The organism is Arthrobacter sp. zg-Y769 (assembly GCF_020907405.1).
Taxonomy (GTDB): Bacteria; Actinomycetota; Actinomycetes; order Actinomycetales; family Micrococcaceae; genus Arthrobacter_B.
The window spans coordinates 165835-192577 of record NZ_JAJJOE010000004.1; the positions used below are offsets into that span (position 1 = coordinate 165835).

24 protein-coding genes and 1 pseudogene are annotated in these 26743 nt (G+C 66.5%); 14 read left to right on the forward strand and 11 right to left on the reverse strand.

Going from position 1 to position 26743, the window contains the following annotated elements; genetic code table 11:
* Positions 1–209: 209 nt before the first annotated feature.
* From LOC60_RS02985 to purM, 5 genes are all read left to right on the forward strand, one after another.
* Entirely contained in the window at positions 210–1214 is a 1005-nt protein-coding gene (locus LOC60_RS02985; RefSeq protein ID WP_230021805.1) for an asparaginase, read from the forward strand.
* Positions 1215–1218: 4 nt separating this feature from the next.
* Positions 1219–1584, forward strand: coding sequence for a sterol carrier family protein (locus LOC60_RS02990; protein WP_230021807.1), 366 nt, complete (start codon positions 1219–1221; stop codon positions 1582–1584).
* Between the two features lie 92 nt (positions 1585–1676).
* Positions 1677–1997, forward strand: a complete 321-nt coding sequence (locus LOC60_RS02995) for a hypothetical protein (RefSeq protein ID WP_230021809.1) — start codon at positions 1677–1679, stop codon at positions 1995–1997.
* Positions 1998–2047: 50 nt separating this feature from the next.
* Positions 2048–3607, forward strand: coding sequence for an amidophosphoribosyltransferase (purF, locus tag LOC60_RS03000; RefSeq protein WP_230021811.1), 1560 nt, complete (start codon positions 2048–2050; stop codon positions 3605–3607).
* Positions 3604–4713 carry a phosphoribosylformylglycinamidine cyclo-ligase gene (gene purM / locus LOC60_RS03005; protein WP_230021813.1) on the forward strand — a complete coding sequence of 370 codons (1110 nt, stop codon included), beginning with the start codon at positions 3604–3606 and terminating at the stop codon, positions 4711–4713. Before purF ends, purM begins: the two co-directional genes overlap by 4 nt.
* 145 nt (positions 4714–4858) lie before the next feature.
* On the opposite strand, the gene LOC60_RS03010 is transcribed toward purM, so the two are convergent.
* On the reverse strand, positions 4859–5092 hold the full coding sequence (locus LOC60_RS03010) for a DUF3073 domain-containing protein (protein WP_146361664.1): 234 nt from the start codon (positions 5090–5092) through the stop codon (positions 4859–4861).
* A 277-nt stretch (positions 5093–5369) separates the two neighbouring features.
* On the opposite strand from LOC60_RS03010, the gene LOC60_RS03015 reads away from it, so the two are divergent.
* Positions 5370–6836 carry a septum formation family protein gene (locus LOC60_RS03015; RefSeq protein WP_230021821.1) on the forward strand — a complete coding sequence of 489 codons (1467 nt, stop codon included), beginning with the start codon at positions 5370–5372 and terminating at the stop codon, positions 6834–6836.
* A gap of 75 nt (positions 6837–6911) precedes the next feature.
* Here LOC60_RS03015 and clpB read toward each other — a convergent pair whose 3' ends face one another.
* Together clpB and LOC60_RS03025 are read right to left on the reverse strand one after the other, a co-directional pair.
* Positions 6912–9536, reverse strand: a complete 2625-nt coding sequence (clpB, locus tag LOC60_RS03020; protein WP_230021822.1) for an ATP-dependent chaperone ClpB — start codon at positions 9534–9536, stop codon at positions 6912–6914.
* Between the two features lie 107 nt (positions 9537–9643).
* Positions 9644–10240 (reverse strand): SRPBCC domain-containing protein, encoded by a 597-nt coding sequence (locus tag LOC60_RS03025; RefSeq protein WP_230021824.1) that lies wholly within the window; start codon positions 10238–10240, stop codon positions 9644–9646.
* A gap of 282 nt (positions 10241–10522) precedes the next feature.
* On the opposite strand from LOC60_RS03025, the gene LOC60_RS03030 reads away from it, so the two are divergent.
* Complete coding sequence (locus LOC60_RS03030) at positions 10523–12487, forward strand: penicillin-binding transpeptidase domain-containing protein (RefSeq protein ID WP_230021827.1); 1965 nt, start codon at positions 10523–10525, stop codon at positions 12485–12487.
* Between the two features lie 25 nt (positions 12488–12512).
* Here the strand turns inward: LOC60_RS03030 and LOC60_RS03035 are convergent, their stop codons facing one another.
* Positions 12513–12977 (reverse strand): YccF domain-containing protein, encoded by a 465-nt coding sequence (locus tag LOC60_RS03035; RefSeq protein WP_230021829.1) that lies wholly within the window; start codon positions 12975–12977, stop codon positions 12513–12515.
* A gap of 87 nt (positions 12978–13064) precedes the next feature.
* Between LOC60_RS03035 and LOC60_RS03040 the strand changes: the two genes are divergently transcribed.
* Positions 13065–13526: a pyridoxamine 5'-phosphate oxidase family protein gene (locus LOC60_RS03040; protein WP_230021831.1), complete on the forward strand. Its 462-nt coding sequence runs from the start codon at positions 13065–13067 to the stop codon at positions 13524–13526.
* 77 nt (positions 13527–13603) lie between these two features.
* Here LOC60_RS03040 and LOC60_RS03045 read toward each other — a convergent pair whose 3' ends face one another.
* Complete coding sequence (locus LOC60_RS03045) at positions 13604–15232, reverse strand: DEAD/DEAH box helicase (protein ID WP_230021833.1); 1629 nt, start codon at positions 15230–15232, stop codon at positions 13604–13606.
* 287 nt (positions 15233–15519) lie between these two features.
* Between LOC60_RS03045 and trmB the strand changes: the two genes are divergently transcribed.
* The 3 genes from trmB (at position 15520) to LOC60_RS03060 (ending at position 18254) form a co-directional block, all read left to right on the forward strand.
* Positions 15520–16398, forward strand: coding sequence for a tRNA (guanosine(46)-N7)-methyltransferase TrmB (gene trmB / locus LOC60_RS03050; protein WP_230021836.1), 879 nt, complete (start codon positions 15520–15522; stop codon positions 16396–16398).
* Positions 16399–16403: 5 nt separating this feature from the next.
* Positions 16404–17396, forward strand: a complete 993-nt coding sequence (locus tag LOC60_RS03055; RefSeq protein WP_230021838.1) for an NYN domain-containing protein — start codon at positions 16404–16406, stop codon at positions 17394–17396.
* A 234-nt stretch (positions 17397–17630) separates the two neighbouring features.
* Entirely contained in the window at positions 17631–18254 is a 624-nt protein-coding gene (locus LOC60_RS03060; protein ID WP_230021839.1) for a dihydrofolate reductase family protein, read from the forward strand.
* 19 nt (positions 18255–18273) lie between these two features.
* Here the strand turns inward: LOC60_RS03060 and LOC60_RS03065 are convergent, their stop codons facing one another.
* The 5 genes and pseudogenes from LOC60_RS03065 to dnaK form a co-directional block, all read right to left on the reverse strand.
* A complete protein-coding gene (locus tag LOC60_RS03065) occupies positions 18274–19014 on the reverse strand; it encodes an MOSC domain-containing protein (RefSeq protein WP_230021841.1) in 741 nt (246 codons plus the stop codon).
* Between the two features lie 151 nt (positions 19015–19165).
* Positions 19166–19564, reverse strand: a pseudogene (locus LOC60_RS03070) (heat shock protein transcriptional repressor HspR); the annotation flags it as partial.
* Between the two features lie 69 nt (positions 19565–19633).
* Positions 19634–20635 (reverse strand): DnaJ C-terminal domain-containing protein, encoded by a 1002-nt coding sequence (locus LOC60_RS03075; RefSeq protein WP_230021848.1) that lies wholly within the window; start codon positions 20633–20635, stop codon positions 19634–19636.
* A 135-nt stretch (positions 20636–20770) separates the two neighbouring features.
* Entirely contained in the window at positions 20771–21415 is a 645-nt protein-coding gene (locus tag LOC60_RS03080; RefSeq protein ID WP_230021850.1) for a nucleotide exchange factor GrpE, read from the reverse strand.
* A 2-nt stretch (positions 21416–21417) separates the two neighbouring features.
* The gene (gene dnaK / locus LOC60_RS03085; protein ID WP_230021858.1) at positions 21418–23301 is read right to left on the reverse strand and encodes a molecular chaperone DnaK; all 1884 of its coding nucleotides are present in this window, start codon (positions 23299–23301) and stop codon (positions 21418–21420) included.
* Positions 23302–23543: 242 nt separating this feature from the next.
* On the opposite strand from dnaK, the gene LOC60_RS03090 reads away from it, so the two are divergent.
* The 3 genes from LOC60_RS03090 to LOC60_RS03100 all read left to right on the forward strand — a co-directional run bounded on the left by LOC60_RS03090 (position 23544) and on the right by LOC60_RS03100 (position 25209).
* On the forward strand, positions 23544–24347 hold the full coding sequence (locus tag LOC60_RS03090; protein ID WP_230021861.1) for a methyltransferase domain-containing protein: 804 nt from the start codon (positions 23544–23546) through the stop codon (positions 24345–24347).
* A gap of 63 nt (positions 24348–24410) precedes the next feature.
* Complete coding sequence (locus LOC60_RS03095) at positions 24411–24980, forward strand: hypothetical protein (protein ID WP_230021862.1); 570 nt, start codon at positions 24411–24413, stop codon at positions 24978–24980.
* Between the two features lie 46 nt (positions 24981–25026).
* Positions 25027–25209: a hypothetical protein gene (locus LOC60_RS03100; protein ID WP_230021865.1), complete on the forward strand. Its 183-nt coding sequence runs from the start codon at positions 25027–25029 to the stop codon at positions 25207–25209.
* 50 nt (positions 25210–25259) lie between these two features.
* Here LOC60_RS03100 and cls read toward each other — a convergent pair whose 3' ends face one another.
* Positions 25260–26735, reverse strand: coding sequence for a cardiolipin synthase (cls, locus tag LOC60_RS03105; protein WP_442860363.1), 1476 nt, complete (start codon positions 26733–26735; stop codon positions 25260–25262).
* Positions 26736–26743 lie beyond the last annotated feature (8 nt).

Sequence of the window (26743 nt, forward strand, 5' to 3'; positions counted from 1 at the left end):
GACTACGCCGCCGCTACCTATTTCCGGCCACGGGGTACCCGCAGCCGGGTACGCCATTGCAGGTAGCCGGGGGGCCGCCCGATAGTGGAACGGTGGCCGCTGCAGCGGTGCAGCGGCCGCCACTAAAGCGGCGGGGGGCAACAAGATCGATGGCGGTGCCGGGGCCGTCATCGCCGGTTCGCCCCCCGCACCCCTTTAGACTGGAGAGCATGAACGCAACTTTCACCGCGTCCGACGCCGTTGAACTGGCAGTGCTCGAGCGCAACGGTTTTATTGAATCCCGCCACATCGGCTCCGCCGTCGTGATGGCCGCGGACGGCACGGTGGTCACGGAACTCGGGGACATCACCACTCCGATCTTCCCGCGCTCCACGCTGAAGCCCTTCCAGGCCGTCGCAGCCATGCAGTCCGGCGTACCCCTGCGCGGGCCGCAGGTGGCGCTTGCCGCCGCCAGCCACGTCGGCTCCCGGGAACACACCGACGTCGTCCGCGGCATGCTGGCCGCCGCCGGCGTCACCGAGGGGCATCTGCAGTGCCCCGAGGACTGGCCGCAGGACACCGAGGCACGCAATGAACTGATCCGCGAGGGCAAGGGCCCGCAGCGGATCGCCTTCAACTGTTCCGGCAAGCACGCCGCCTTCCTCTGGGCCTGCACCGAGAACAACTGGGACCACGCCACCTACCTGGATCCCCGGCATCCGCTGCAGCGCCGCATTGCCGAGGTCATCGAGGAATTCACCGGCGAGACGGTGCAGCACTGGGCAGTGGACGGATGCGGCGCGCCGCTGGCGGCCGTGTCCCTGACCGGGCTGGCCCGCGGCATCGGCCGGCTGGCCAAGGCACCGTCCGGCAAGCACGGCAACGCCCGCGCGGCAACGGTTGCCACCGCCATGCTCGACTACCCGTGGGCGGTGCACGGCCACGGCCGCGAAAACTCGATTGTGATGGAAGACCTGGGGATCATCGCCAAGAACGGTGCCGAGGGCGTGCTGGTGCTGGGTACCGACACCGGCGTTTCGGTGGCCCTGAAGATGCTCGACGGCAACACCCGCGCCGCTTCCCTGGTGGGCCTGACGCTGCTGGCAGCCAGCGGCGCCGTTGATCCGCTGGCGGTGGAAAAGGTGCTGGCCAAGATCATGCAGCCTGTGCTTGGCGGCGGACAGCCCGTGGGCAGCCTGCGGCTGGGCGCGCCGGTCACGGCGCTGCTGGGCTAGAAGCATGGCACGGCGCCGGATCTCGGGCGAAGACGGCCGGGCGGCCCTGGCGGCGGCGGCTGCCGGGGCAACGGACCGCGGCACCACCGCTACGGCGGTGCGCTACTCGTTGGAGGAACTCGCTGAACGCGCGCCCGGCAACAGTGTGGAGGTCCGGGTTCCGCCGTTCGGAGTCACCCAGTGCGTGGCCGGTCCGCGGCACACCCGCGGCACTCCCCCGAACGTCATCGAGACCGACGGCGCCACCTGGCTGGCGCTGGTCACGGGCCGGCAGTCCTGGGCGGATGCCGTCGGGGCCGGGAAGGTGGCGGCTTCGGGACTGCGCGCCGACCTTTCGGACGTGCTGCCGCTCTTCCGCGCCGCGGCCTAGGGGCCCGTCCGAAGGTTCCGGCCCGTCCGAAGGTTCCGGCCGGTCCGAAGAATCCGCGCGGCAGGAGACGGCCGGACCGGTAGAATCGAAGCATGGTTTCCGAGCAGCACACCCCTGAGCGCCGCGAGATTTCGGTCCGCCGCGCCCCCCGTTTTGTCCCCTTCCTGGCACTGGGCGTTGTCGCCGGGTTCATTGCTGCCCTCTTTGTTGCTTACGGCGGAGCCGAGAATCCCAGCTTCACGCGCGAGGCCACCCTCGGGTTCTTCACCATGATGTTCGCCCTGCCGGGCCTGCTGCTGGGCGCCCTGGCGGCGCTGGTCCTGGATTGGATCAGCGTGCGCAGGGCCCGCCGGTCAATGGTTGAAAGCGTGGACTCCGAGGAGCCGGAGAGCCGGGAACAGCCACTGTCGTAACGGTTGCGCGTACGGCCCACGTGACGGGGACCACGTGAGAGAATGCAGGCATGGCACGCGGAGACGGACAGCTTTCCCATGATCTGATACCCGGCGAAAAAGGCCCCCAGGATGCCTGCGGAGTCTTCGGAGTCTGGGCCCCCGGCGAAGAGGTAGCGAAACTAACCTATTACGGCCTCTATGCCCTGCAGCACCGCGGACAGGAGTCCGCAGGCATCGCCGCCAGCGACGGCAACCGGATCAGCGTGTACAAGGACATGGGACTGGTATCCCAGGTATTCGACGAGACCACGCTCAACACCCTCCTGGGGCACATTGCGGTGGGGCACTGCCGGTATTCGACCACCGGAGCGTCCCACTGGGCCAATGCCCAGCCCACGCTTGGAGCCACCGCGAGCGGTACCGTGGCGCTGGCCCACAACGGCAACCTGACCAACTCCGCCGAACTGTACGAACTGATCCTCGAGCGCGAAGGCCGGCCCCGCACCGGCGAAATCGCCCAGGGCAACACCTCCGACACCGCGCTGGTCACGGCCCTGCTCAACGGCAGCGACGGACGGTCCCTGGAGGACACGGCCATGGAGCTGCTGCCCAAACTGCGCGGCGCGTTTTCCTTTGTCTTTATGGACGAGGGCACGCTGTACGCCGCGCGGGACACGTACGGCGTCCGCCCGCTGGTGCTGGGACGCCTGGAACGGGGCTGGGTGGTTGCCTCCGAAGGCTCCGCCCTCGCCACCGTGGGCGCCAGTTTCATCCGTGAGATCAAGCCGGGCGAGTTCATTGCCATTGACGAATCAGGCGTCCGCAGCCGCACCTTCGGAGAGCCGACGCCGGCGGGCTGCGTTTTCGAGTACGTCTATCTCGCCCGCCCCGATGCGAGCATCGCCGGCCGTTCCGTCTACGAATCCCGTGTTGAAATGGGACGCCAGCTGGCCCGCGAACACGCAGTGGAAGCGGACATTGTCATTCCCGTCCCCGAATCCGGCACCCCGGCTGCGGTGGGTTACGCCGAGGAATCCGGGATCCCCTTCGCCCACGGATTCGTCAAGAACTCCTACGTGGGACGCACCTTCATCCAACCCAGCCAGACGCTCCGCCAGCTGGGTATCAAGCTGAAGCTGAACGCCCTCGAATCCGTGATCCGCGGCAAGCGGGTGGTGGTCGTGGACGACTCGATCGTGCGCGGCAATACGCAGCGTGCCATCGTCCGGATGCTGCACGAAGCGGGTGCCGTTGAGGTCCACGTGAAGATTTCCTCTCCCCCGGTCAAGTGGCCCTGCTTCTACGGCATCGATTTTGCCTCCCGCGCCGAACTGATTGCCAACGGAGCAGCGGTGGAGGAGATCCGCGCGTCCATCGGCGCGGACAGCCTGGCCTACATTTCCGAAGACGGAATGATCGACGCCACCATGCAGCCGCGGGAACGCTTGTGCACCGCCTGCTTCACCGGTGTCTACCCGATCGAGCTTCCCGCTGCGGACCGGCTGGGCAAGAACCTGCTGGAACCTGCCAATCCCGCGGAGGACGCCGGAGCCAACGGCTGCGACCCGGGACCGGACAGCGAATACGAGAACCTGCTTACCGATGCCGAAAAGAAAGAGGAAGTATGAACGCCACCTCCATCACTTACGCGTCCGCAGGGGTGGATGTCGAAGCCGGCGACAAAGCCGTTGAGCTGATGAAGGCGGCCGTAAGGGCCACCCACAATTCATCGGTACTGGGCGGGGTGGGCGGTTTCGCGGGGCTTTACGACGCCTCCCGGCTGCTCAGCTACCGGAAGCCGCTGCTCGCAACGTCCACGGACGGCGTCGGCACCAAGGTCGCCATTGCGCAGGCCATGGACATCCACGACACCATCGGATTCGACCTGGTGGGCATGGTGGTAGACGACATTGTGGTGGTTGGCGCCGAGCCCCTGTTCATGACCGACTACATTGCCTGCGGCAAGGTGGTGCCGGAGCGTATCGCCGACATCGTGCGCGGCATCGCGGCGGCCTGCGAGGTGGCCGGCACGGCACTGGTCGGCGGCGAAACCGCCGAACACCCCGGCCTGCTGGGTGAGCACGAGTACGACGTCGCCGGTGCCGCCACCGGGGTGGTGGAGGCAGACCGGCTCCTCGGGCCGGACCGTGTCCGCAGCGGCGACGTAGTCATCGGCATGGCGTCCTCGGGCATCCACTCCAACGGCTATTCCCTGGTCCGCCGGGTGATCAACCATGCCGGGTGGCAGCTTGAACGCCAGGTTTCGGAACTGGGACGCACCTTGGGCGAGGAACTGCTGGAACCCACCCGCGTCTACGCTGCGGACTGCCTGGATCTGGCGCGCTGGGAGGCGGCCGGGGTGCATGGCTTCAGCCACGTGACCGGCGGCGGACTGGCAGCAAACCTGGCCCGTGTGCTGCCCAAGGGGCTGCAGGCCACCGTGGACCGCTCCACCTGGGAGCTGCCTCCCGTATTCAAGCTGATCGCGGAACTGGGCAACGTGCCGCAGCCGGACCTGGAACGGACGCTGAACCTCGGGGTAGGCATGGTGGCGATCGTCGACGCCGGGAGCGCCGATGCCGCGCTGGAGCGTCTCGCAGCCCGCGGTGTCCCCGCCTGGACCATGGGCGCCGTCGGCCGGGCCGAAACCCCGGCCGGTAACGATTCCGATTTCGTTCAGGGTGCCAAGGGCGTGGACGGCGGCGCGGTCCGCATGGTGGGGACCTACGCCTAAGCGCTCCCGCTCCCGCTGCCCCGCCCCGGACCGGTCGCTGGTTCGGGGCTTAGGTGTCGAAGACGGCCGCTTAACGCCATTCAGCGGATCCACCCTGAGGTGATCCGCTGAATGAAGCAAATTGGCCAACGTCTTTGAGGAACCGCTAGCCTACGCGGCGGTTACCCTCATCATCGTCATCGTCGCCAAATTGATCCGCGTACTTATCTTCGTACGCCGAGTAGTCCGGCTCAGCCGGCTCCTCGGGATATCGACTTGATGGACGACTCGTCGGTCCTGAGAGCTCACGCTGCAGCGCCGAGTAGTCCGTGGCCGGGGTGAAGTACTTCATCTCCCGAGCCTGCTTGGTTGCTTTTGCCTTTTGACGGCCGCGCCCCATGGCGTGACCCCCTTTTTGCGTCGATCCGGAGGTTAGTCGTTCGGGCAGATGAACGAGGGCCCCGGAATATTTGGTCAATTTGTCGTAAGTACAGGTTACATGTTTTCCCGCTGCCTTGTGCCCCCTCCACCGCTGCGGGGCCTGTTGCCGGGGCACAAGAGCGGCGCGTCCGGCATGCCGTTGCCTGCACCCACCCTCGCATATTGGCTAAAGTCGGGGGTAGAGACAGTCTTGGGGTGCTTCACGGCACCGCCTACAGGGAGGACAGACGTTCACCATGAGCGATCAGAAAAGTACACCGGCAGCGGATTTTCCGCCACCGGAGAAGGACAGTACGCCGGGTGCCTTCCCCGATCTGAGCGCCCATTCGGACTCCCCCGCGTGGCTCTCCGAAGACGGAAGCCACGACGCCGGCGTCTGGAATCGGAGTTTCGACGCGGCAACGGATGGTGAAACCCCCGCTGCGGAAGCTGCGGACGGTGAAACGTCCGCTGCGGATGGGGACGCCGGAACCGAACCCATCGGTGACGAAACCGCCGCTGTGGATCTTCCGGCGGAGCCGGTGGTGGTGGCACCCGACGACCTCAAGCTGGAGGAACCTTCCCTGGCCGAACCGGCCCTGAGCGACGACGCCGTGGAAGCGGCTGCCCTCGACCAGATCGCCTCGGAAACCGCTGCGGCCGAGGCCGATGCAGCCGAGGCCGGACGCCTTTCCGGACTCGAACCCGCGCCCGCCGGAGCCGAAATCAAGGTGAACACCGCCGGGACCGCACCCGGAGCGGATTCAGAGAGCACGGGCGGTGAGGCAGCAGCCTCCGAGAACGAAGCGCCGACCGCGGACGGTGACACATCGGCCCCCGAAGACAAAGCACCGGCCACGGACGAAGCTGCCCTGACGAGCGCACCCGAAGCCGGGCCGGATGCCCTGGAACCCGAAGAGAACGCTGCACCGGCTCCGGACGCGGATAAGGAACCGTCCGCAGCGGACGCGGAACCGCACCCGCTGCACGGCATCAACGCGGCTGCTCCGATGACCGGAGCGCCCTTGGAGGGCACAGACGTCTCCGCTGCCGCGCCAAACGAACCGGAGGCCGTCACAGCAGCTGTCCCGGCCGGGGAGACCCGCCGGTCCCGCCGCCTCGCCGAAAACCGGGCGGCAGCGGGAGCGGACCGGAAGCAGCCCGTCGGCGCCACGGAAGCCGGCGCCACGGACCCCGGGGCGGACCACTCTCCAAGCGGAGCCGGAACAATTGGCGCCACGGCAAAGGACGGTGCCGGCAACAAGCGCAACACCCGCCTGCTCCTGGTGCTGGGCGGTGTTGTACTCGCAGCCGTCATCGCCATCCTGCTTTTTGTGTTCGTCTTTAACAACAAGGAGGAAGGCGTTATCTCCGAGGACGTCAGTCCGGTGGAGCTGGAAGACGGCGCATGCCTGCGGGGCTGGGATGATGTGAACTCCAGCGCCACCGTTGTCACCTGCGAAACACCGCATAACGCACAGCTCGTCGCTACCGACAGCTTCACCGAGGATGCTTCCTTCCCCGGCACCGCCGCTTTGGAAGAGCGGGTCAACGAGGTTTGTGCGGCTGTGGATTACTCCGACGCCGCCGCGGATTTCCCCGGCCTGAAGCTGACCAAGTCCATTCCCACCGAGCAGACCTGGTCCTCCGGGGACCGCCGCGTGGACTGCATCGTGTTCACTGCCGAGGACGAGGAACTCACCGAGTCCCTGCTGGCCGGATAGGCCGACCGTTAGGCCGACGACGGCGCGGCGGATACCACCGCCGCGCCGTCAGGCCGTGCCCCGCCGGATCCGGACCTAGGCCACTGCCGCCACGGTGAGGCCGGGCTCGGCCACCAGCCCGTCGCCGTCCAGGCTGTCGGCCGCCCGGTCCACCAGCACCGTGTTGCCGTCGTTGATCTTTCCGGCCAGGATGCCGCGGGCAAGCTGGTCGCCGATTTCCCGCTGCACCAGGCGGCGCAGCGGACGGGCACCGTACGCCGGATCGTAGCCGGTCAGTCCCAGCCATTCCCGAGCGGCATCGGTCACGTCCAGCACCAGGCGGCGATCATGCAGCCGGTTGGCCAGGGCACCCACCTGAATGTCCACGATCCGGGTCAGGTCCTCCAGGCTCAACGGATCGAACAGGATGACGTCGTCGAGCCGGTTGAGGAACTCCGGTTTGAAGTTTGCGTTGACCATGGACATCACCGACTCGCGCTTCTGATCCTCGGCCAGCCCGGGGTCCACCAGGAACTGGGACCCCAGGTTGGAGGTCAGGATCAGGATGACGTTGCGGAAGTCCACCGTCCGGCCCTGGCCGTCAGTCAGCCGGCCGTCGTCGAGCACCTGCAGCAGGATGTCGAAAACATCCGGATGCGCCTTCTCCACTTCGTCCAGCAGGATCACCGAATAGGGACGGCGGCGCACCGCTTCGGTGAGCTGGCCGCCCTCTTCGTAGCCCACGTATCCGGGCGGGGCACCGACCAGCCGGGAGACCGCGTGCTTTTCGGAGTACTCGCTCATGTCGATGCGGACCATGGCCCGCTCGTCGTCGAAGAGGAAGTCCGCCAAAGCCTTTGCGAGCTCGGTCTTGCCGACGCCGGTGGGGCCGAGGAACAGGAAGGAGCCGGTGGGACGGTCCGGGTCGGCGACGCCTGCCCGTGACCGGCGCACCGCGTCGGAGACGGCGGCCACTGCCTTGCCCTGTCCGATCAGCCGGGAGCCGATGGCTTCCTCCATGTCCAGCAGTTTCTGGGATTCGCCCTGCAGCATGCGTCCGGAGGGGATCCCGGTCCAGGCCGAGACCACTTCCGCAATGTCGTCGGCGGTGACTTCCTCGGAAACCATCAGTTCCCGGGTTTCTTCGCCGAAGTTGCTCTCCTCCGCCTGCTGGGCTGCCTCCAGTTCCTTCTGCAATGCCGGTATCTCGCCGTACAGGATGCGGGAAGCTTCCGTGAGGTCGCCGTCGCGCTGGAATTTCTCCGCCTCGCTGCGCAGCTCGTCAATCTTGGCCTTAAGGTCACCGACCCGGTTGAGTCCGGCTTTCTCGGCTTCCCACCGGGCATTGAGCGCGGCCAGCTGTTCCTTCTTATTGGCCATGTCCTCGCGCAGGACGGACAGCCGTTCGATGGAGCCCTCGTCCGTTTCGTTGGCCAGCGCGAGTTCCTCCATGGTCAGCCGGTCCACGGCACGGCGGAGTTCGTCAATTTCCTCGGGGGCGGAATCAATTTCCATCCGCAGCCGGGAAGCGGCCTCATCCACCAGGTCAATGGCCTTGTCGGGAAGCTGGCGTCCGGTGATGTAGCGGTTGGACAGCGTGGCGGCGGCCACGAGTGCCGAGTCGGCGATGGCAACCTTGTGGTGGGCCTCGTACCGCTCCTTCAGGCCGCGCAGGATGCCGATGGTGTCCGGCACGCTGGGCTCACCCACGTACACCTGCTGGAAGCGCCGCTCCAGCGCCGCGTCCTTTTCAATGTTTTCGCGGTATTCGTCCAGGGTGGTGGCGCCGATTAGCCGAAGCTCTCCGCGGGCGAGCATCGGTTTGAGCATGTTGCCGGCGTCCATGGATCCCTCGGCCGCGCCGGCACCAACCACGGTGTGCAGTTCGTCGATGAAGGTGACGACCTGCCCTTCGGCATTGGAGATTTCCTCAAGCACGGCCTTGAACCGCTCTTCGAACTCACCGCGGTACTTGGCGCCTGCAACCATGGACCCGAGGTCCAGGGACAGCAGCGTTTTGCCGCTGAGGCTCTCGGGTACATCCCCCGCGACGATGCGCTGGGCAAGTCCCTCCACCACGGCGGTCTTCCCGACGCCGGGCTCGCCGATAAGCACCGGGTTGTTCTTGGTGCGGCGGCTAAGCACCTGGATGACGCGGCGGATCTCCGCATCCCGGCCGATCACCGGGTCCAGCTTGCCCGAGCGGGCCATTTCCGTCAGGTCCGTGCTGAATTTCTCCAGGGCCTGGAAGGTGTTCTCCGGATCGGCATTGGTCACTTTGCGGTCTCCTCGTACTGATGGAAGCACGGCGCTGAGGGCGTCATGGCCGGCGTTGTTGTCCCGCAGCACTTTTCCTGCCGGACCGTTGTCGAGGGACAGTCCGAGCAGGAGATGTTCCGTGGATACAAACGCGTCTCCGAGCTTCTCGGCTTCCTGCTGGGCTGCGTTGATGACTTGGAGCAGCGGCCGGGAGAACTGGGGCTGCGCCACGGAGGAGCCGGAGGATGAAGGCAGCTGGTGGATGGCAGTGCTGGCTGCCGCACTGACGGTATCCACATTGACTCCGGCCGCCTTCAGCAATGCGACGGCCACCCCTTGCCGCTGGTCCATCAGCGCTTTCAGCAGGTGCGCCGGTTCAATCTGCGGATTTCCAGCAGTATTGGCGTTCATGGCCGCAGCAGAAAGCGCTTCCTGGCTCTTGTTCGTGAATTTGGTGTCCACGGTGGCTCCTCACCTCAGCGAAGAATACTTTGCTCAACAAAGTTGAGTCTAGTCAGCTCAACTTTTGAAGTAAAGTTGTTCCAGCGGATCCGCCGCGGAGGAATGGCCTAGGGAATGTGTTCCTGGTCGAAATCCAGCGCAGTCCGGCGCCACCGTTCCGTGCGTGCTTCGAAGAGCTGTGCAAGCGGGCCCCCGGATTCGATTTCGAACCGGATCCCCGGAGGCACGTCAGGAACAGTTCCAGCCAGGTACTCCTCCAGGACATCGAGGAAGTACTCCCATCCGGCACCGCCGGTCCAAAGGCCGGCACCCGGTGCCGCCGACACGGCGAACCCTTTGCGCACGGAGGCATACCGAAGTTCGAAGCGGGTATACCCATCCTCGTCGGTCAGATGGAACTCCACTTCCGCCACGGAGGATCCCTCCCGTGCCCAGGACAGGGTGAGAAGGCGGGGGCCGTCACAGCGCAGGATCGTCCCATGGGATCCGTCCGGAAGAGTGTAGGTGCCGCCGCGCCGGAGGTCCCCCTCCGGAAGCGCCACCCATTGGCCCAGCTGTTCCGGATCCGCCAGGGCGGACCACACCTCTCCGATGGGATGCGGTATGTCCCGTTCCATAACGATCATCAGCGCGTGGCCTGACTGGATCTGCCGGCGGCCGTAGGACCGCACCGTCTTCTCGAGAATTATGTCCAGATCGGACATTTGCCCACTCCTGCCGTAGAACAACCGGCAACCGATCCGGTTCTCCAGCGGCCATATCGGCCGTTCCGGCCGTCCGCGGGTTGCCGGTGGAAGCGAGTTGTATTCAGAGTTGTTCTGACTTCCCTTCAGTGGCCGTTTCCTGGCCGTTTTCCAAACCGTAGCAGGGAAACCAGGCACTGCACAGAGGCGGCGAGCGGCCGTCCGCCGGCCCCCGGGCAACCCGCCGAAGGTTTCCGGTGCACGTTCCGCCGGTCCGGGGCGCGCCCCGGGTAGCCTGTGCGGATGGGGAAAATCCGTACGCCTGTTTCCGTCCTAGCCGTCGCTGCCCTGGCCCTCACGCTGGTGTCCTGCTCGGGGGACAAGCCGTCGCCTGACGACGCCGCCGCGGACCTCGCCCGGGGCCTGAGCCAACTGGATGTGTCGGCGTCGGCCTTTACGGCGGGCACCCCCGAACAGGTGAACACCGAATTGGAAACGCTGCTCGCGGACATGGGTCCGTTCCGCCCCGAGGTAACCGTGGCCGGAGTGGACCAGGACGAAGACAACGACGACGCCGCCGCCGCACGGCTGGCCTTCGCCTGGGACGTGGACGGCGACGCACAGGCCGACTGGTCCTACGAGAGCACCGCACAGCTCCGCCGCGGCGAGGATGACCAATGGCTCGTCGAGTGGGCGCCGTCGGTACTGCTCGCTTCCCTGGCAGACGGCGACCGGCTGGTCCGCTCCACTACCCCCGGCAGCCGTGCAGACATCCTGGACCGGAACGGGGCACCGTTGATGACCCCCCGGCCAGTACTTCGTATCGGCATCAACAAACCTGACCTTCCCGAGGCGCAGCACGCCGCTTCGGCCGCTGCCCTCGCAGAACTGGTGGGTGTGGATCCCGCCGACTTCACCGCACGGGTGCAGGGCTCCGGCCCCGAGGCCTTTGTCGAGGCGATTGTCCAGCGTGAGGAAGCGGAGGGACCGGCCACCACCGCAGCCGTCGAGGCCATCCCCGGCGCCCTCGCGCTTCCCGCCCATCGGATCCTGGCACCCACCCGCGGCTTCGCCCGCGCCCTGCTCGGCACGGTGGGCGAGGCAACGGCGGAATTGGTCGAGGAGTCCGAGGGCAGGGTGTCCGCCGGGGACCAGACGGGGCTCTCCGGCCTGCAGAAGCAGTACGACGCGCAGCTGCAGGGCAGCCCCGGCGTCACGGTCACGGTCGAAGATGACGGCGGAACCAAGGACACCGTCCACAGCTCCGATCCCCAAACGGGCACGGACCTGCAGACCACCTTGGATCCGACGCTGCAGTTGCTGGCGGAAGGCATCCTGGAACAGGAACCCTCGGCCTCGGCCATCGTGGCCATCCAGCCCTCCACCGGCGAGATCCTGACCGTGGCCAACGGCCCCGGCAGCGAGGGCCAGCAAACAGCCCTCCTTGGCCAGTATCCGCCCGGGTCCACGTTCAAGACGGCCACTGCGCTGGCCATGCTGCGCAACGGCACCACACCTGCCAGCACGGTCGAGTGCCCGTCCGAGGTCACCATCGACGGCCGGAAGTTCAACAACGTCCCCGACTACCCCGCCCACGCCACGGGCAGCATCCCGCTGCGCACCGCATTCGCGAACTCCTGCAACACAGCCTTCCTCAATGCCCAGGACGCCGTGTCCCAGCAGAGCCTGTCAGCTGCCGCCGCGGACCTGGGCATCGGTGTTGATGCTTCCATCGGCACCGGTGCCTTCCTGGGCTCCGTACCCGCGGAGGCCGACGGCACGGCCCATGCCGCCTCACTGATCGGGCAGGGCGAGGTCCTGGTGTCCCCGCTGGCCATGGCCGTTGCCGGTGCCTCGATCGCCAACGGCGAAAGGATCACCCCCACGCTGATCCGGGAAGCGGCCGGATCTCCGGCGGCCGGATCCTCTTCGGCTTCGGCATCGGCTTCGGCATCGGCATCGGCTTCGGAACCCGCCGCACCCGCGCCGGGCAATCTCACGGCCGAGGAGGCGGCATCGCTGCGGGAGATGATGCGCGCCGTCGTCGCCGAGGGCGGAGTGCAGATGCTGCTCGGCGTGCCGGGCGAACCCGTGCTGGCCAAGACCGGAACCGCTGAGTTCGGCAGCCAGACACCGCCGGAAACCCACGCGTGGGTGCTGGCTATTCAGGGTGACCTGGCTGTCGCGGTGTTCGTGGAGCAGGGTGAGCGGGGCTCAACGTCGGGCGGCCCGCTGATGAAGACTTTCCTCGAAGGTGCCCGGAGGTAACCGGAGGTAACCGGAGGTAACCGGATCAGGACGGCCACTGCTGCTGCGGAACCACCCGTCCCTGATAGCCGGGCTGCCGGTAGGCGTTGCCGGCGTACGGGGTGACCTGCCAGGTGTCCGTGGGCACAATGACCTTGCCCAGCGGCATCAGCGAGATCGGCAGCATTTTCAGGTTCGCGATGCCCAGCGGGATGCCGACAATGCTGACGAACATCGGAACGGCCGTGAGGATATGTCCAATGGCGATCCAGATACCGGCGAGCAGCAGCCAGATGATATTTCCCAGCAGGCTGAGGGGGCCAGTGAAGCCGCCGCGGTCCACCACCGTCCGCCCGAACGGCCACAGCGCGTAGTTGGCGATCCGGAAGGACGCGATACCGAACGGAATGGTCACGATCAGCAGGCAGCAGATAACTCCCGCCAGCGCATAGCCAAGGGCAAGCCAGATACCGCCGAACAGAAGCCAGATGACGTTCAGGATCGCTTTCATGGCTCCATTGTTGTCCACCCGGCACCGATAAGCCACGGCTTCGCTGCCTGCATACCCGCCCGCCTGCTCCTGCCCTAGACTGGCGCCATGCCGACCAGCGATGAAAACACTGCAGACCACCTGACCTCCAGCCAGTGCTGGGAGTACGTCCGGCAGGCCCGGTTCGCCCGGCTCGCCGTGATTGTCGACGGGCATCCCGAGATTTTCCCGGTTAACTTTGCCGTGGACCACGGCACGGTGGTTTTCCGCACCGCCGCGGGAACCAAGCTGGCCGGCGCCCTTTCCGGGAACCCTGTTGCCTTCGAGATCGACGGGTACGATGACACGCTGTCCTCGGCCTGGAGCGTGGTCCTCAAGGGCAGTGCCACCCTGTTGGCGGACTATGCAGAGATTATGGACTCCGAGGAACTGGCGCTGTTCCCATGGCAATACGGCACCAAGAACGCGTTTGTCCGCATCGAACCGGAAGTGACCGCCGGCCGCCGGTTCCTGATCTCCAACGCAGCGCGCCGCAATGTGCTGCGCGGAATGGGGCTGTACACGGAGTAGCGGTGCCGCGGCAGGGACACAAAAAAGAGGCGCCGCATCCGAGGGGATGCGGCGCCTCTTTCAGCTCGGGCTAAACCCTAGCGGGAACGGCGTTCGTTCGAGGCCGGCGCGGTTGCGCGGCGGGGACCGGCGGCGCGTGCCGGACGGCCGGAGGCTGCACCGGCGGCACCGCGGGAGGCTCCGCCTGCACGCTGGCCGCTGCCGGCACCCTCGGCGCGCTGGCCGGTGGCCGGACGGCGGTTGCGCCCGGACGCGGTCGCAGCCGAGGCGCTGTTGCGGCGCCCGTCTGCGGACCGGGCCGGCCGCTGCGTACGCAGGTCGTCGCCTGCTGCTGCGCGGTCGTTGCGTTCGCTGCGGTCCGGGCGTTCAGCCGAAACGCGGCCGCGTCCGCCTGTACCGCCGCGTCCGCCGGCGCGGGGCGCACCGGTGGAGCGGGCTGCACGCTTGCGCTGGGCATTGGCGCCGGTGGAGCGCCCGCCGCCCTGCTGCGGGGACTTGGCCGCAAGCTGCGCTGCGCGGACGTGCGGTTCCACAACGGCCGCGCGTTCGCCGACAAGCTTGGCGATGGACGGCGAATTGTGGCTGACCTTCTCGATCGAAACGTCGACGCCGGCCGCCTTCATCAGCTTCGACACCTCGCTCTTCTGCTCCGGGAGGGTCAGCGTCACCACGGTTCCGCTGGATCCGGCGCGGGCCGTACGGCCCGAACGGTGCAGGTAGGCCTTGTGCTCGGTGGGCGGATCAATGTGGACCACGAGTTCAACGTCATCCACGTGGACGCCGCGGGCGGCGACGTCGGTGGCTACGAGGACGCGGACGTCGCCGGAAGCGAACTCGGCCAGGTTGCGGTCACGGGCATTCTGGGACAGGTTACCGTGCAGGTCCACCGTGGGGATGCCGTTGTCCGTGAGGAACTGGGCCATCTTGCGGGCGTGGTGCTTGGTGCGCATGAACATGATCCGGCGGCCCTGGCCACCGGCCAGTTCCTTGACCAGCAGCTTCTTGGCCGTCTGGTCCTGGACCAGCAGCACGTGGTGCTCCATGGTGGACACCGCTGCCTGCGGCTCATCCACGGAGTGCGTCAGCGGGTTGGACAGGTAACGGCGGACCAGCTTGTCGACGCCGTTGTCCAGGGTGGCGGAGAACAGCATCCGCTGGCCCTTTTCCGGAGTGCGGTCCAGCAGGCGCTGGACAACCGGCAGGAAGCCGAGGTCGGCCATGTGGTCGGCCTCGTCCAGGACGGTGATTTCGACGGACTCGAGGCTGATGACCTTCTGCTTCATCAGGTCTTCGAGGCGGCCCGGGCAGGCGATGACGATGTCGACGCCGGCCTTGAGTGCCTTTTCCTGGCGCTGCTGGGAGACGCCGCCGTAGATCACGGTGGTGTTCAGGCCCAGTTCCTTCGCCAGCGGCTCGATCACGTTGTTGATCTGCGTGGCCAGTTCGCGGGTCGGCGCAAGGACCAGGCCCAGCGGGCGGTTCGGGCGGCGGCGGTAGGCTGCTTCGTTCTCGGCGAGCCGGGCAACCAGCGGGAGGGAGAAGGCCAGGGTCTTGCCGGAGCCGGTACGGCCGCGGCCCAGGACGTCGCGGCCCTTGAGTGTGTCCGGAAGGGTTTCCACCTGAATGGGGAAGGCCTCGTCAATTCCGGCGGCGGCGAGGGAGGAAACAAGTGCCTTGGGCACACCAAGGGCAGCAAAAGTGGTCATTAAAGACAGGCAACTTTCGGTAAGAGGCCCCCAACGCCGTTTGGGCCGGGGGTTCGCCGAAGAAAAGTCAGACAGTGTCTACCGCACTGAAGCGGGACAAAAGAAAGCGTTCATCGACGCAGGCTGGACTGCTTACACACACTGTTGAAACCTTGGATTTTAAGCATGGTTCGACAGTGGCAGGACCAACATCTGCCTCCAGTTTACCGTAATGCGGAATCTTTCCTAATCGGCGGCGTCGCGGGCGGTGAAATCCGGGCCCCTCCCAGCCGATAGCATTAACGGTAATGACTACTGAACCAGCCCTGCCCGACGCCGCCGAAACCGGGTCCGAGGACATTAAGACAGTCGCAGACGCAGACACCGGCGAAGAGCAGCATTTCCGCGCTCCGGTGTCCTTCGTCCGGCGCGGCTCCCGCCTTCAGGGCCGCCGCCAGCAGGCCTGGGATGAGCTCTCGGACCGCTTCGTGGTGGATGTTCCGCGTGATGAAGCAGACACCTCGGTGCATCCGGACTACGTGTTCGACGCCGCCGCCGAATTCGGGCGCACCGCTCCCCTCGTCGTCGAAATCGGTTCGGGACTCGGCGAAGCCGTTGCCCACGCCGCCGAGCAGAACCCGGACAAGGATTTCCTGGCCGTGGAGGTCTATCTCCCCGGCCTGGCGCAGACCCTGCAGCGGATTGGGCAGAAGGGGCTGACGAATATCCGCGTGGTCCAGGCCAACGCCCCGGAGGTACTGAGCAGCATGCTCCCGGCCGGATCGGTGGACGAGGTGTGGGTGTTCTTCCCTGACCCCTGGCACAAGACCCGTCACCACAAGCGCCGCCTGGTCAAGGAATCCTTCGCCGAGCTGGTCGCCCGGGTACTGGTGCCCGGCGGCACCTGGCGCCTGGCAACCGACTGGTCCGACTACGCCGTGCAGATGCGCGAGGTCCTCGACGAGTCCGCGCAGTTCCGGAACCTGCACGACGGCGAGCGTGCCGGGGAAGAGAGCCCGCTGACCCGCGTTCACCGGGAGGGCCTGGAGAACAAGGCCCCGGAGGACGACGTCGATGCCCGCGGCGGCTGGGCCCCGCGTTTCGAGGGCCGGACCCTGACCAGCTTCGAGAACAAGGCCCATGAGGCCGGCCGACTGATTTTCGACCTTGCTTACCGAAGGATCTAGGAACCATGACTGAACCGAACGACGCCCGCGTCGGCCTCTACATCGACTTCGACAACATTGTCATCTCGCGCTATCAGCAGCTGCACGGCCGCAACGCCTTCCAGCGCGACGGCATCCGCAACTTTGACCGGACAAGCCGCGAGGCTGATCCCGAGGTGGCCGCCAAGCTCACCGCAGCGACGGTGGACTTCAACGCCATCATCGACTTCGCCGCCTCCTTCGGCACCCTCGTGGTCAACCGTGCCTACGCCGACTGGTCGGTGCCCGTGAACGCGAGCTACCAGCGCCAGCTGATGTCCCGGGCGGTGGACCTGACGCAGCTGTTCACCACCACCACGCGTGGAACCAAGAACGGGGCCGACATCCGCCTCGCCGTGGACGTGGTCGAAGACCTCTTCCGGCTGCCGGACCTGACCCACGTCATCATTGTGGCCGGCGATTCGGACTACATCGCCCTCGCGCAGAAGTCCAAGCGCCTCGGCCGCTTTGTGGTCGGCATCGGCGTCGCCGGGTCGACCAGCACGTCCCTCGCCGCCGCCTGCGACGAATTCGAGGACTACGATTCCCTGCCCGGCATCGTGGCCGCCGCTGCTGCCCCGGCTGCGGCCGATTCATCCGCCGAGAAGCGGCCGGCACCGGAACAGCCGGATCCGGCCCCGGCGCGCAGGCTCACCACGGTTCCGATGTTCTCCCACACCGGCCAGGCCGGGTTTGAGGAGCCGGAACCCGCCGACGACGTCGATCCGGGTGTGCTCGCCACGGAACTCCTCGTGCGGGCGCTGCAGATCGGCCACGCGAAGGGCGACGCCGACGAGTGGCTCAACACGGGTACGGTCAAGAATCAGATGCGCCGGATGGATCCGGCCTTCAACGAGAAGCCGCTGGGCTTCCGGTCCTTCACCGATTTCCTCTCCTCGCACGGCGACCTGGTGGAGCTGGACGACGACGGCCCGCAGCGCCTCATCCGCCTTCGCCCGGAAGCGGCCGCCAAGCGCTGAGCGACTCCCCCGCGGGCCGTCTACGGGCACAGGGTCCCACTGATTGGTGCTCCTGTTGCAGATGGGGTCCCGGGCGGCAACAGAAACCCCAACCAGTGGGATGCTGTGCTGCCGCCCGGCCGATCGGCGCGCCGGAACGGAGGATGACGCCGGTTCCGTTGACAGGCAGATGCTTCCGTAGCCAGCATGGGAACCGGCACCGCTGCCCGGTGCCGCAGTGAACGGGAGAGCACCATGGCCGGCCGCATTTCCATCGACATATTCATGACCCTGGACGGCGTCGCCCAGGCTCCGGGCGCCCCGGAGGAAGACCCGGAGGGCGGCTTCGCCTACGGCGGCTGGCAGGCTCCCCTGCTGGATGACACAGCAGGCGCTCAAGTGGACGAGGGCATCTCCTCCATGGACGCGCTGCTGCTGGGGCGGAAAACGTACGACATCTTTGCCGCCTACTGGCCGCACCAGCTGGAGGGGACGGATTCCTCAATTGCACGGAAATTCGATGCCATCCCTAAATACGTGGCGTCGCGGGGCACCCCGGAGCTGGGCTGGCGGGATTCGCACCTCCTCGACGGAGAGCTGGCGGCGGCGGCGGCAGGTTTACGGGAGCGGCACCAGGAGATCCATGTCATCGGCAGCGTCGACTTCGCACGCACCCTGGTGGCCGAGGGGCTTTTCGATTCCCTGAACCTGTGGGTACATCCGATAGTGCTCGGCCCCGGAAAGCGCCTGTTCCCGCCGGACGGACCGCCCGCTGCCCTCACCTTGCTGGAGGCGCCTGCGGTTTCGGAGAAGGGCGTGGTTCTCCTGCGCTACGGCTGGTCGGGCGCAGCCCCGGCGACCGGCACTATCGGGTCCTGAGGCCTTCCCTCACATGCCGTTATCCGTTCCTGCTGCGGCGGAGGGTGACAACGTCGCCCACATCCAGCGTCCCGGTCCGCGCAGCATGCGCCTTGAGGCCGAAGTCCGTGGAGTGATGCGCACCGAGAAGCTTCAGGGCTTTGGTCTCTGCCGGGACACCGGCCTGCGCCTGGTCGATCATCACGCAGCGGGGCATCCCCTCCCCCAGACGCAGGATGACCTCGCCTCCGAGGACCAGGTCGGCGCCGACCCAGTCATCCTCACAGAAGCCCGGCAGGGACCCGGTGTCAATGACGATGTTGGCGCGGAAGCGCCGCTCATCCACTGCACCACCGGCCATGTCCCCGAGGGCAGCCAGTGAGGATGTTGTCACCAGGTGCAGGGGTGTCTCGTCGTGATGCCCGACGGCGGTTGTTTCGGGCCGCAGGCTCAGTTCCCGGCCGAAGGCCGTACTCAGAGCCTGGGACGCGGCTGGATCATCGACTTGGTACCGGACCCCCTCGGGGCTCAGAAGCAGCGGCACACCATCATCGTCCTCGACACTGGAGGACCACTGCATCAGCCCGGGCACCGGGCGGAAGCGCTGGGTCCGCTTACCGCTGGCGATGCCGCCGTCGTCCGTGTACACGGCCCACCGGCGGTCGTGCAGCAGTCCCGCGTCGGTGACGGCGGAGGTGCGCAGCAGCTGGCCCGCGGTGGACTTGACCGGATAGCGGTACAGCGCGCTGACGGTACCTACCCGAGTTTCCTCATATGGCATCCCGGCATTGTGTCACAAGGGCACCGGTGGCCGGCACTTAAAGCGACTGCACGTAGCCGTCGTCGGCGTAGTTCCGCTCGGCGGACTTCCCGGCCGGAAGCGCACGCAGCCGGCTCCGGCGCTCCATCAGCGAGACCAGTCCCAGCTGCTGCACCGCCGTGGCGGCGGCCGGCGGGCGCTGGCCGCGGCTGAGGGTGACGACGTCGCCGGCCAGTCCGGCAGCGAAGACCCGGCTGCGGTCGGAGGACCGCCGTTGGGCCTCATCCAGTTCGGTGGAGAGTTCCACGATCCGCTGGCGCAGGCCGGTGACCTGGTTCTGGAGCTCCATGATCCGCTTGATGCCCTCGAGGGATACCCCCTCCTGGGAAAGCTTCTGGACCTCGCGCAGCAGTTCGATATCCCGCTGGGAATAGCGGCGCGAACGCCCCGGAGCCCGGCTGGGACGGACAATCCCGAGCCGGTCGTATTGCCGGAGGGTCTGCGGATGCATTTCCGCGAGCTCAGCGGCAACGGAGATCACGAAAATAGGCGCATTGACGTCTATGCCCATTGTTCCTCCTTCACTGCTGTTGAAATGGTAACGCGGGAAGTGAACCCTCCGGCGAACGGAACGCCGGAATTACAGCCGTGCCTTGGCCGCCAATCCGACCCGGGGGTCCTCGCCCTTGGTCGCGTCGGCAAATGCCTCCACCGCTTCCCGGGCGTCCTTGCTCAGGTGCGAGGGGACGGCGACGTCGATGGTCACCAGCAGGTCCCCGTTGCCCTTCGAGGTGTGCACGCCGCGGCCCTTGACCCGCAGGGTGCGGCCCGACGGGGTTCCGGCAGGCACCTTGAGCCGAACGGTGTCGGAGGTGAGCGTAGGTACCTCGATCGTGGCACCCAGGGCGGCCTCCGGGAACGAGACCGGCACGTGGATCCGGATGTTGTTGCCCTCACGGACAAAGAAGTCGTGCGGCGTGACGTGGACGGTGACCATCAGGTCTCCCGCACCCGCGGCACCAGGGGCGCCCTTGCCGCGCACACGGATCTTCTGGCCGTCCTTGACGCCGGCCGGCACGCGGACCTCGACTACTTCGCCGTTGGGTTCGCGCAGGCCGATCACGGTTCCGTTGATGGAACCGGCAAACGAAATGGTGGTGCTGGCAGTACGGTCCGCACCCTTGGTGGGCGGCGGGGCGCCGAAGCCGCCCCCGCCGAATCCGCCGCCGCCGCCGAAGAGGTCGGCAAATTCGGGCGGGATATTGCTGCCGCCGGCGTTGAACGTGCTCCGCCGGCTGCCGCCGCGTGCTGTCTGGCCGAACAGGTCCCCGAAGATATCCTCGAAGCCCGCCCCGCCGGCTCCGCCGCCGCTGCCCGGAGCGCCGCCGGCAGTGAACCGGGCGCCGCCTCCCATGGCACGGATGGCGTCATACTGCTGGCGTTCCTCGGCGTCGGAGAGCACCGAATACGCCTCGGAGAGGTCCTTGAACATCCGCTCGGAGTTGGCATCCCCCTGGTTCTGGTCGGGGTGGTACTTCCGCGCCAGTTTGCGGTATGCCTTCTTGATGTCGGCGTCGGACGCATCCTTGGGAACACCCAGAATCTTGTAAAAGTCCTTATCGACCCAATCCTGACTAGCCAATTGGTGTCCCTTCCTCATTTGCCGATCCCGCTGCATTGCCGCGAACACGGCTGCCGGGCCTGCTGCCCCTTCTGCGGGACCTGCCGATGGAAAAATGTCCGGGGCCGCAGTACTGCGGCCCCGGACACTGTGCAACTACTGTTCCGGAACCGAAACAATCACCTGCGCGGCACGCAGGACCCGGGCGCCGGACTTGTAGCCGGCCCTCAGGATCTGCGTGACCGTATCGAACGTGACATCCGCACTCTGCTGCTGGATGAGTGCCTCGTGGATGTTCGGATCGAACTCCACGCCGGTCTCATCGATGCGGCTGAGGCCGTACGTCTTCAGCGAGTTCTCCAGCTTGGCAGCGATTGCGGCGAAGGGTCCCTCCGCCAGGTCGCCGTGCTGGCGCGCCGCGTCGATGTCGTCCAGAACAGGCATCAGTGAGTTCAGCACACCAATGACGGCCATGTCCCGGGCGACGTCGCGGTCGCGTTCCACCCGCTTGCGGTAGTTCACGTACTCGGCCTGCAGGCGCAGCAGGTCGTTGCGCAGTTCCGCTGCCTCCGGCGAACCGGTGGCGGCAGGCTGCGCCGGCACGTCGGCGTTGTTCAGGATCTGCTCGGCCTGGGAGAGTGCGTCGCCGTCTGCCCCGGCGGCGGGGGTGGAAGCCGAAGCTTCCTCCCCTCCCGCGGCACCGTTGGCGGAATCCGCGGTCTCGCCCGAGCCGGGCGTGTCCTGGCCGTTTACGGGCTCTTCACCTTCGGGAGTGTTCCCGTGCTCGTTTTCCGCCGGCATGATTACTTCTTTTCTTCGTCGTCGACAACTTCGGCGTCAACGATGTCTTCGTCACCGGCGGCGCTGCCTGCAGCAGCACCGTCAGCCGGAGCACCGTCAGCAGCACCGGGGGCACCTTCGGCGCCGGCGGCGGAGGCCTGGGCGTAGATGGCTTCGCCCAGCTTGGTCTGGGAAGCCTGCAGCTTCTCAAACGCGGTCTTGACCTCGTCGTCGTTGTCCGTGCCCTCGAGCGCCTTCTTCAGCGCGTCGACGTCGCCCTTGACCTCGGTCTTGACGTCTTCGGGCAGCTTGTCGTCATTGTCGGTGAGGAGCTTGTCCACCGAGTAGGCGAGCTGTTCGGCCGAGTTGCGGACGTCTGCTGCCTCGCGGCGCAGCTTGTCTTCCGCTGCGTGCTCTTCGGCTTCGCGGACCATGCGGTCGATGTCTTCCTTGTTAAGGGAGGACCCGCCGGTGATGGTCATGGACTGCTCGGCGCCGGTGCCCTTGTCCTTGGCGGACACGTGCACAATGCCGTTGGCGTCGATGTCGAAGGTGACCTCGATCTGCGGGACGCCGCGCGGAGCCGGAGCAATACCGGTCAGCTCGAAGGTGCCCAGCGGCTTGTTGTCGCGGGTGAACTCGCGTTCGCCCTGGAAGACCTGGATGGCCACGGACGGCTGGTTGTCATCCGCGGTGGTGAAGGTCTCGCTGCGCTTGGTGGGGATGGCCGTGTTGCGCTCGATCAGCTTGGTCATCACACCGCCCTTGGTTTCAATGCCCAGGGACAGCGGGGTGACGTCGATGAGCAGGACGTCCTTGCGCTCACCCTTCAGCACGCCGGCCTGCAGGGCAGCGCCCACGGCGACAACCTCGTCAGGGTTAACACCCTTGTTCGGCTCCTGGCCGCCGGCCAGTTCCTTCACCAGTTCGGAGACGGCAGGCATACGGGTGGAGCCGCCCACGAGGATGATGTGGTCAATGTCGGAAACCTTGATGCCGGCCTCGGAGATGACGTCCTGGAACGGCTTCTTGGTGCGGTCCAGCAGGTCCTTGGTCAGGTCCTGGAACTTGGCACGGGACAGGTGCTCGTCCAGGTGGACCGGACCTTCGGGAGTGACCGAGAGGTACTGCAGGGAGATGTTGGTGGAGGTGGCCGAGGAAAGTTCCTTCTTGGCCTGCTCCGCTGCTTCCTTCAGGCGCTGCAGGGCGATCTTGTCCTTGGACAGATCCGCACCCTTGGCCTTGGCCTGGCTCAGCAGGTAATCGACAATCCGCTGGTCCCAGTCGTCGCCGCCGAGGCGGTTGTCGCCGGCCGTGGCACGGACCTGGATGGTGGAGAATTCGTCTTCGTCCTTGCCGACTTCCAGCAGGGAGACGTCGAAGGTGCCGCCGCCGAGGTCGAAGACGAGGATGAGTTCGTCTTCCTTGCCCTTGTCCAGGCCGTAGGCCAGGGCCGCCGCGGTGGGCTCGTTGACGATGCGCAGCACGTTCAGGCCGGCAATCTCGCCGGCTTCCTTGGTGGCCTGGCGCTCGGCGTCGTTGAAGTACGCGGGAACGGTGACCACGGCGTCCGTGACCTTCTCACCGAGGTAGGCCTCGGCGTCGTTCTTCAGCTTCATCAGGATGCGGGCGGAGATCTCCTGGGCGGTGTACTTCTTGCCGTCCACGTCTACGTTCCAGTCGGTGCCCATGTGGCGCTTGACGGAAGCGATGGTGCGGTCAATGTTGTTGACGGCCTGGCGCTTGGCGATCTCGCCGACCAGGACTTCGCCGGACTTGGCGAAGGCTACGACGGACGGAGTGGTGCGGCCGCCTTCGGCGTTGGCGATAACCGTGGGCTCGCCGCCTTCCAGGACCGAAACAACCGAGTTGGTAGTACCGAGGTCAATACCTACTGCACGTGACATATTTGCTTCCTCTTTCCTTGGAGAAACCCGCATCTCGCGGCGGCACCGGCGCGGCCTGCCTCGGAGGACAGCCACTCGGTTCGCCGCGGAGAGCAATTGAGCGTTCTACACTCAACTTTACTCAGCAGCACTTCTTTGTCAACAAACTTGAGCGCCCAAGGCTCAACTTTGCCTCTCGGCTTGAAGAACACGGCCGCTTCGGCTTCCGGGCCCGAAAGGCCAACGGGCGGTAGGGTCCTGCCATGGCTTTCGAAACCTATTCCCACGGCCATCACCGCAGCGTGGTGGACGTCCATGCCCTCCGCACGGCACGGGACTGCGCGGCGTATCTGCTGCCGGAGTTGACGCCCGGAACAGGCATTCTCGACGTCGGCTGCGGTCCGGGCAGCATCACCGCCGACTTCGCGGCGCTCGTGGCTCCGGGGCCGGTGGTGGGCCTGGACTCGTCCGAAGACGTCCTCGTCCAGGCCCGGGAGCTGGCCGCCGGGCGCGGGCTGGCCAACGTCTCCTATCTGGCCGGAAATGTCTACGACCTCGACTTTCCGGACGAAACCTTCGACGTGGTCCATGCCCACCAGGTGCTTCAGCACCTGATGGATCCGGTGGCCGCACTGCGGGAAATGCGCCGGGTCACCAAACCGGGCGGACTGGTGGCGGTACGCGACGCCGATTTCTCCGGCATGGTCTGGCATCCGCCCACACCGGAGCTGGCGGAATGGATGCGGATCTACCAGGAGATTGCCCGCGGCAACTCCGCCGAGCCCGACGCCGGCCGGCACCTGCTCTCCTGGGCGCTCGAAGCAGGCTTCACCGACGTCACGCCCTCCTCCTCCAACTGGCTCTACGCCACACCGGCGGAGCGCAGCCGACACGCCGACTCCTGGTCGGAACGTGTTCTTCAGTCCGCCTTCGCCGAACAGGCCCAGGAACGGGGCCTGGCGGAGCGGCCGCTGCTGGACCGCCTTGCCGCGGGGTGGCAGGAGTGGGCTGCAGCCCCGGACGGCTGGTTCCTGGTTCCCTGCGGGGAGCTGCTGCTTCGGGCCTGACCCTTTCTGGCTAGGCTTGGGGAATGTTCCGAATCCTGACCGTGTGCACGGGCAACCCGCGCGATGCCCGCTAAACCCGGCATTCCCCTGCTCATCGCGGTGGACGGCTTCTCCGGTGCCGGTAAAACGACCCTGGCCACCGAAATTGCCGCCGCCATGTCCCGCCTCGGCTCCGTGCGGCTGTTCCACCTGGAGGACATCTACCCCGGCTGGGACGGGCTGGAATCGGGAATGACCTCCTACCGGGAATGCGTCCTGCGGCCGCTTGCCGAAGGGCGGCCGGCGCACTGGCAGGCCTGGGACTGGGACGCCGGCCGCTACGGGGACTGGCAGACCACCGATCCGGCCGACGTCGTGGTTTTTGAAGGGGTCGGCGCGGCGCACCGCGAGGCCCGGCCGCTGCTGGACACCAGTGTGTGGGTGGACGGTGAGGAATCTGTCCGGCGCCGGTATGCGCTGGACCGTGACGGCGGGACCTATGCGCCGCACTGGGAGCGCTGGGCCGCGCAGGAACGCCGCTGGGCGGCCGACGACGACGCCGCCTCCGCCGCGGATCTCACCGTGCGTCTGGTGGGATCACAGGGAAACGCCGCGGCGGCACTGGCGACAGTCCTTGCCCGGCTGCCTCGCTAAGCTCCGCAGCGAACCGACGCCGGACGGAGTGGAAAGGGCGCGGGAGTTGGCCGCTTCCACGTTTCGCTACTCCGGCTGGGGAAGCATCATCGACCGATACGTCTCCAGGCCGGACGGCTCCGTCGACGAAGTCCTGAACGATGACTACGAGGAGCTGACCCGGAAACTGAGCAACTTTGGCCACGGCGGACTCTGGCCGGACAGTCCGGGACCCGCGCCGGCGCAGTAGTTTCGACGCTGTGGGCTGCCGGCACGGGAGGCCGGCATGGTCCGGGCCCGCTACTGCAGGGTCGCGGTCAGCCGGGCCACGTTGTCGATGTACCGCTGCCAGAGTGGCCGGCCCACCCAGTTCTCCAGGATGAGCTCCTTGGACAGGGCCCGGTAGGTGTCCTCGATGCGGCGGATCTGCTTCACGATGGTGCCGTCGAACATCATCACCGACACCTCGAGGTTCAGCGAAAAAGAGCGCATGTCCATGTTGCTGGACCCCAGAACCGCCACATCCTCGTCGATGGTGAAGTGCTTCGCGTGCAGCACCAGCGGTTTGGGGTACTGGTAGATCCGGACACCGGCACGCAGCAGCGCCTCATAGTAGGAGCGCTGGGCGTGGTCCACCAGGAACTGGTCGCCTTTTTCGGAGACGAACAACTCCACTTCCACACCCCGCTGCGCCGCCGTCGTCACGGCGTACAGCAGCGTGTCATCGGGGACGAAGTACGGGCTGGTGATGGAAATGCGGTCACTGGCCGAGTAAATAAGGGACGCGAAAAGGCGCAGGTTGTTCTCGGTGCTGAACCCGGGGCCGCTGGGTACCACCTGGCAGGTGACGTCGCCGGGATTGAACGACGATTCGTACAGGTCCAGTTCCCGTTCCAGGTTTTCGTCCGTCTCGGCGTTCCAGTCGGTGGCGAAGACAACGTTGAGTTCGTCCACCACCGGCCCTTCCATCCGTGCCATCAGCTCTACCCATTTGCGGCCGGACCGGCGGTTGCGGCGTTTGTTGTAGGCCGGCTCCACCATGTTCTGGGAGCCGGTGAAACCCACTGCTCCGTCCACCACCAGGATCTTGCGGTGGTTGCGCAGGTCGGGGCGGCGCCAGCGGCCGCGGAGCGGCTCCACCGGAAGCATCCGCCGCCATTGGATGCCGCTGCTGCGTAGTTCCCGCAGCAGCTTCCGGTAGCCGGGAATGCGCAGGGTGCCGATGTGGTCGAAAAGCAGCCGGACGGTGACGCCGCGCCCTGCGGCGTCCTTCAGGGCCCGGTAGAAGTCCCGGGTCACGGCGTCATAGCCCATGATGTAGAACTCCACGTGGACGTACCGCTTGGCCAGTTCCACTTCGCGGGTCATATCCGCAATGGACTCCAGGTAGTCGCGCTGCACGTCCACCTTATTGCCGTCCAGGGTGGGAAAGGAGCCCAGCCGGCGGTTGAGTTCCGCGGCATTCAGCACCCACTCGGGGCCGCCGTAATTGGTGCCCTCGGTTTCCAGTTCCTTGGTGTTTTCACGGACCAGGCGGCTGATTTCAGCCTGCCGTTTGACCCGGTGTTCGGAGAGCCGGTGGTTGCCGAAGAGCGAAAAGAGGATGATCCCCGGAATCGGCAGGAAGAAGATGCACAACAGCCAGGCCATCGCTGTGGTGGGACGGCGGTTGCCTGGCACAATGCCGAGGGCAATGATCCGGATCGCGTAATCCACCGCCGTCAACACACCGGTAGTCCACCCGGGCAGGTCAATACCGGTCAGAGACCACCACACACTTATGC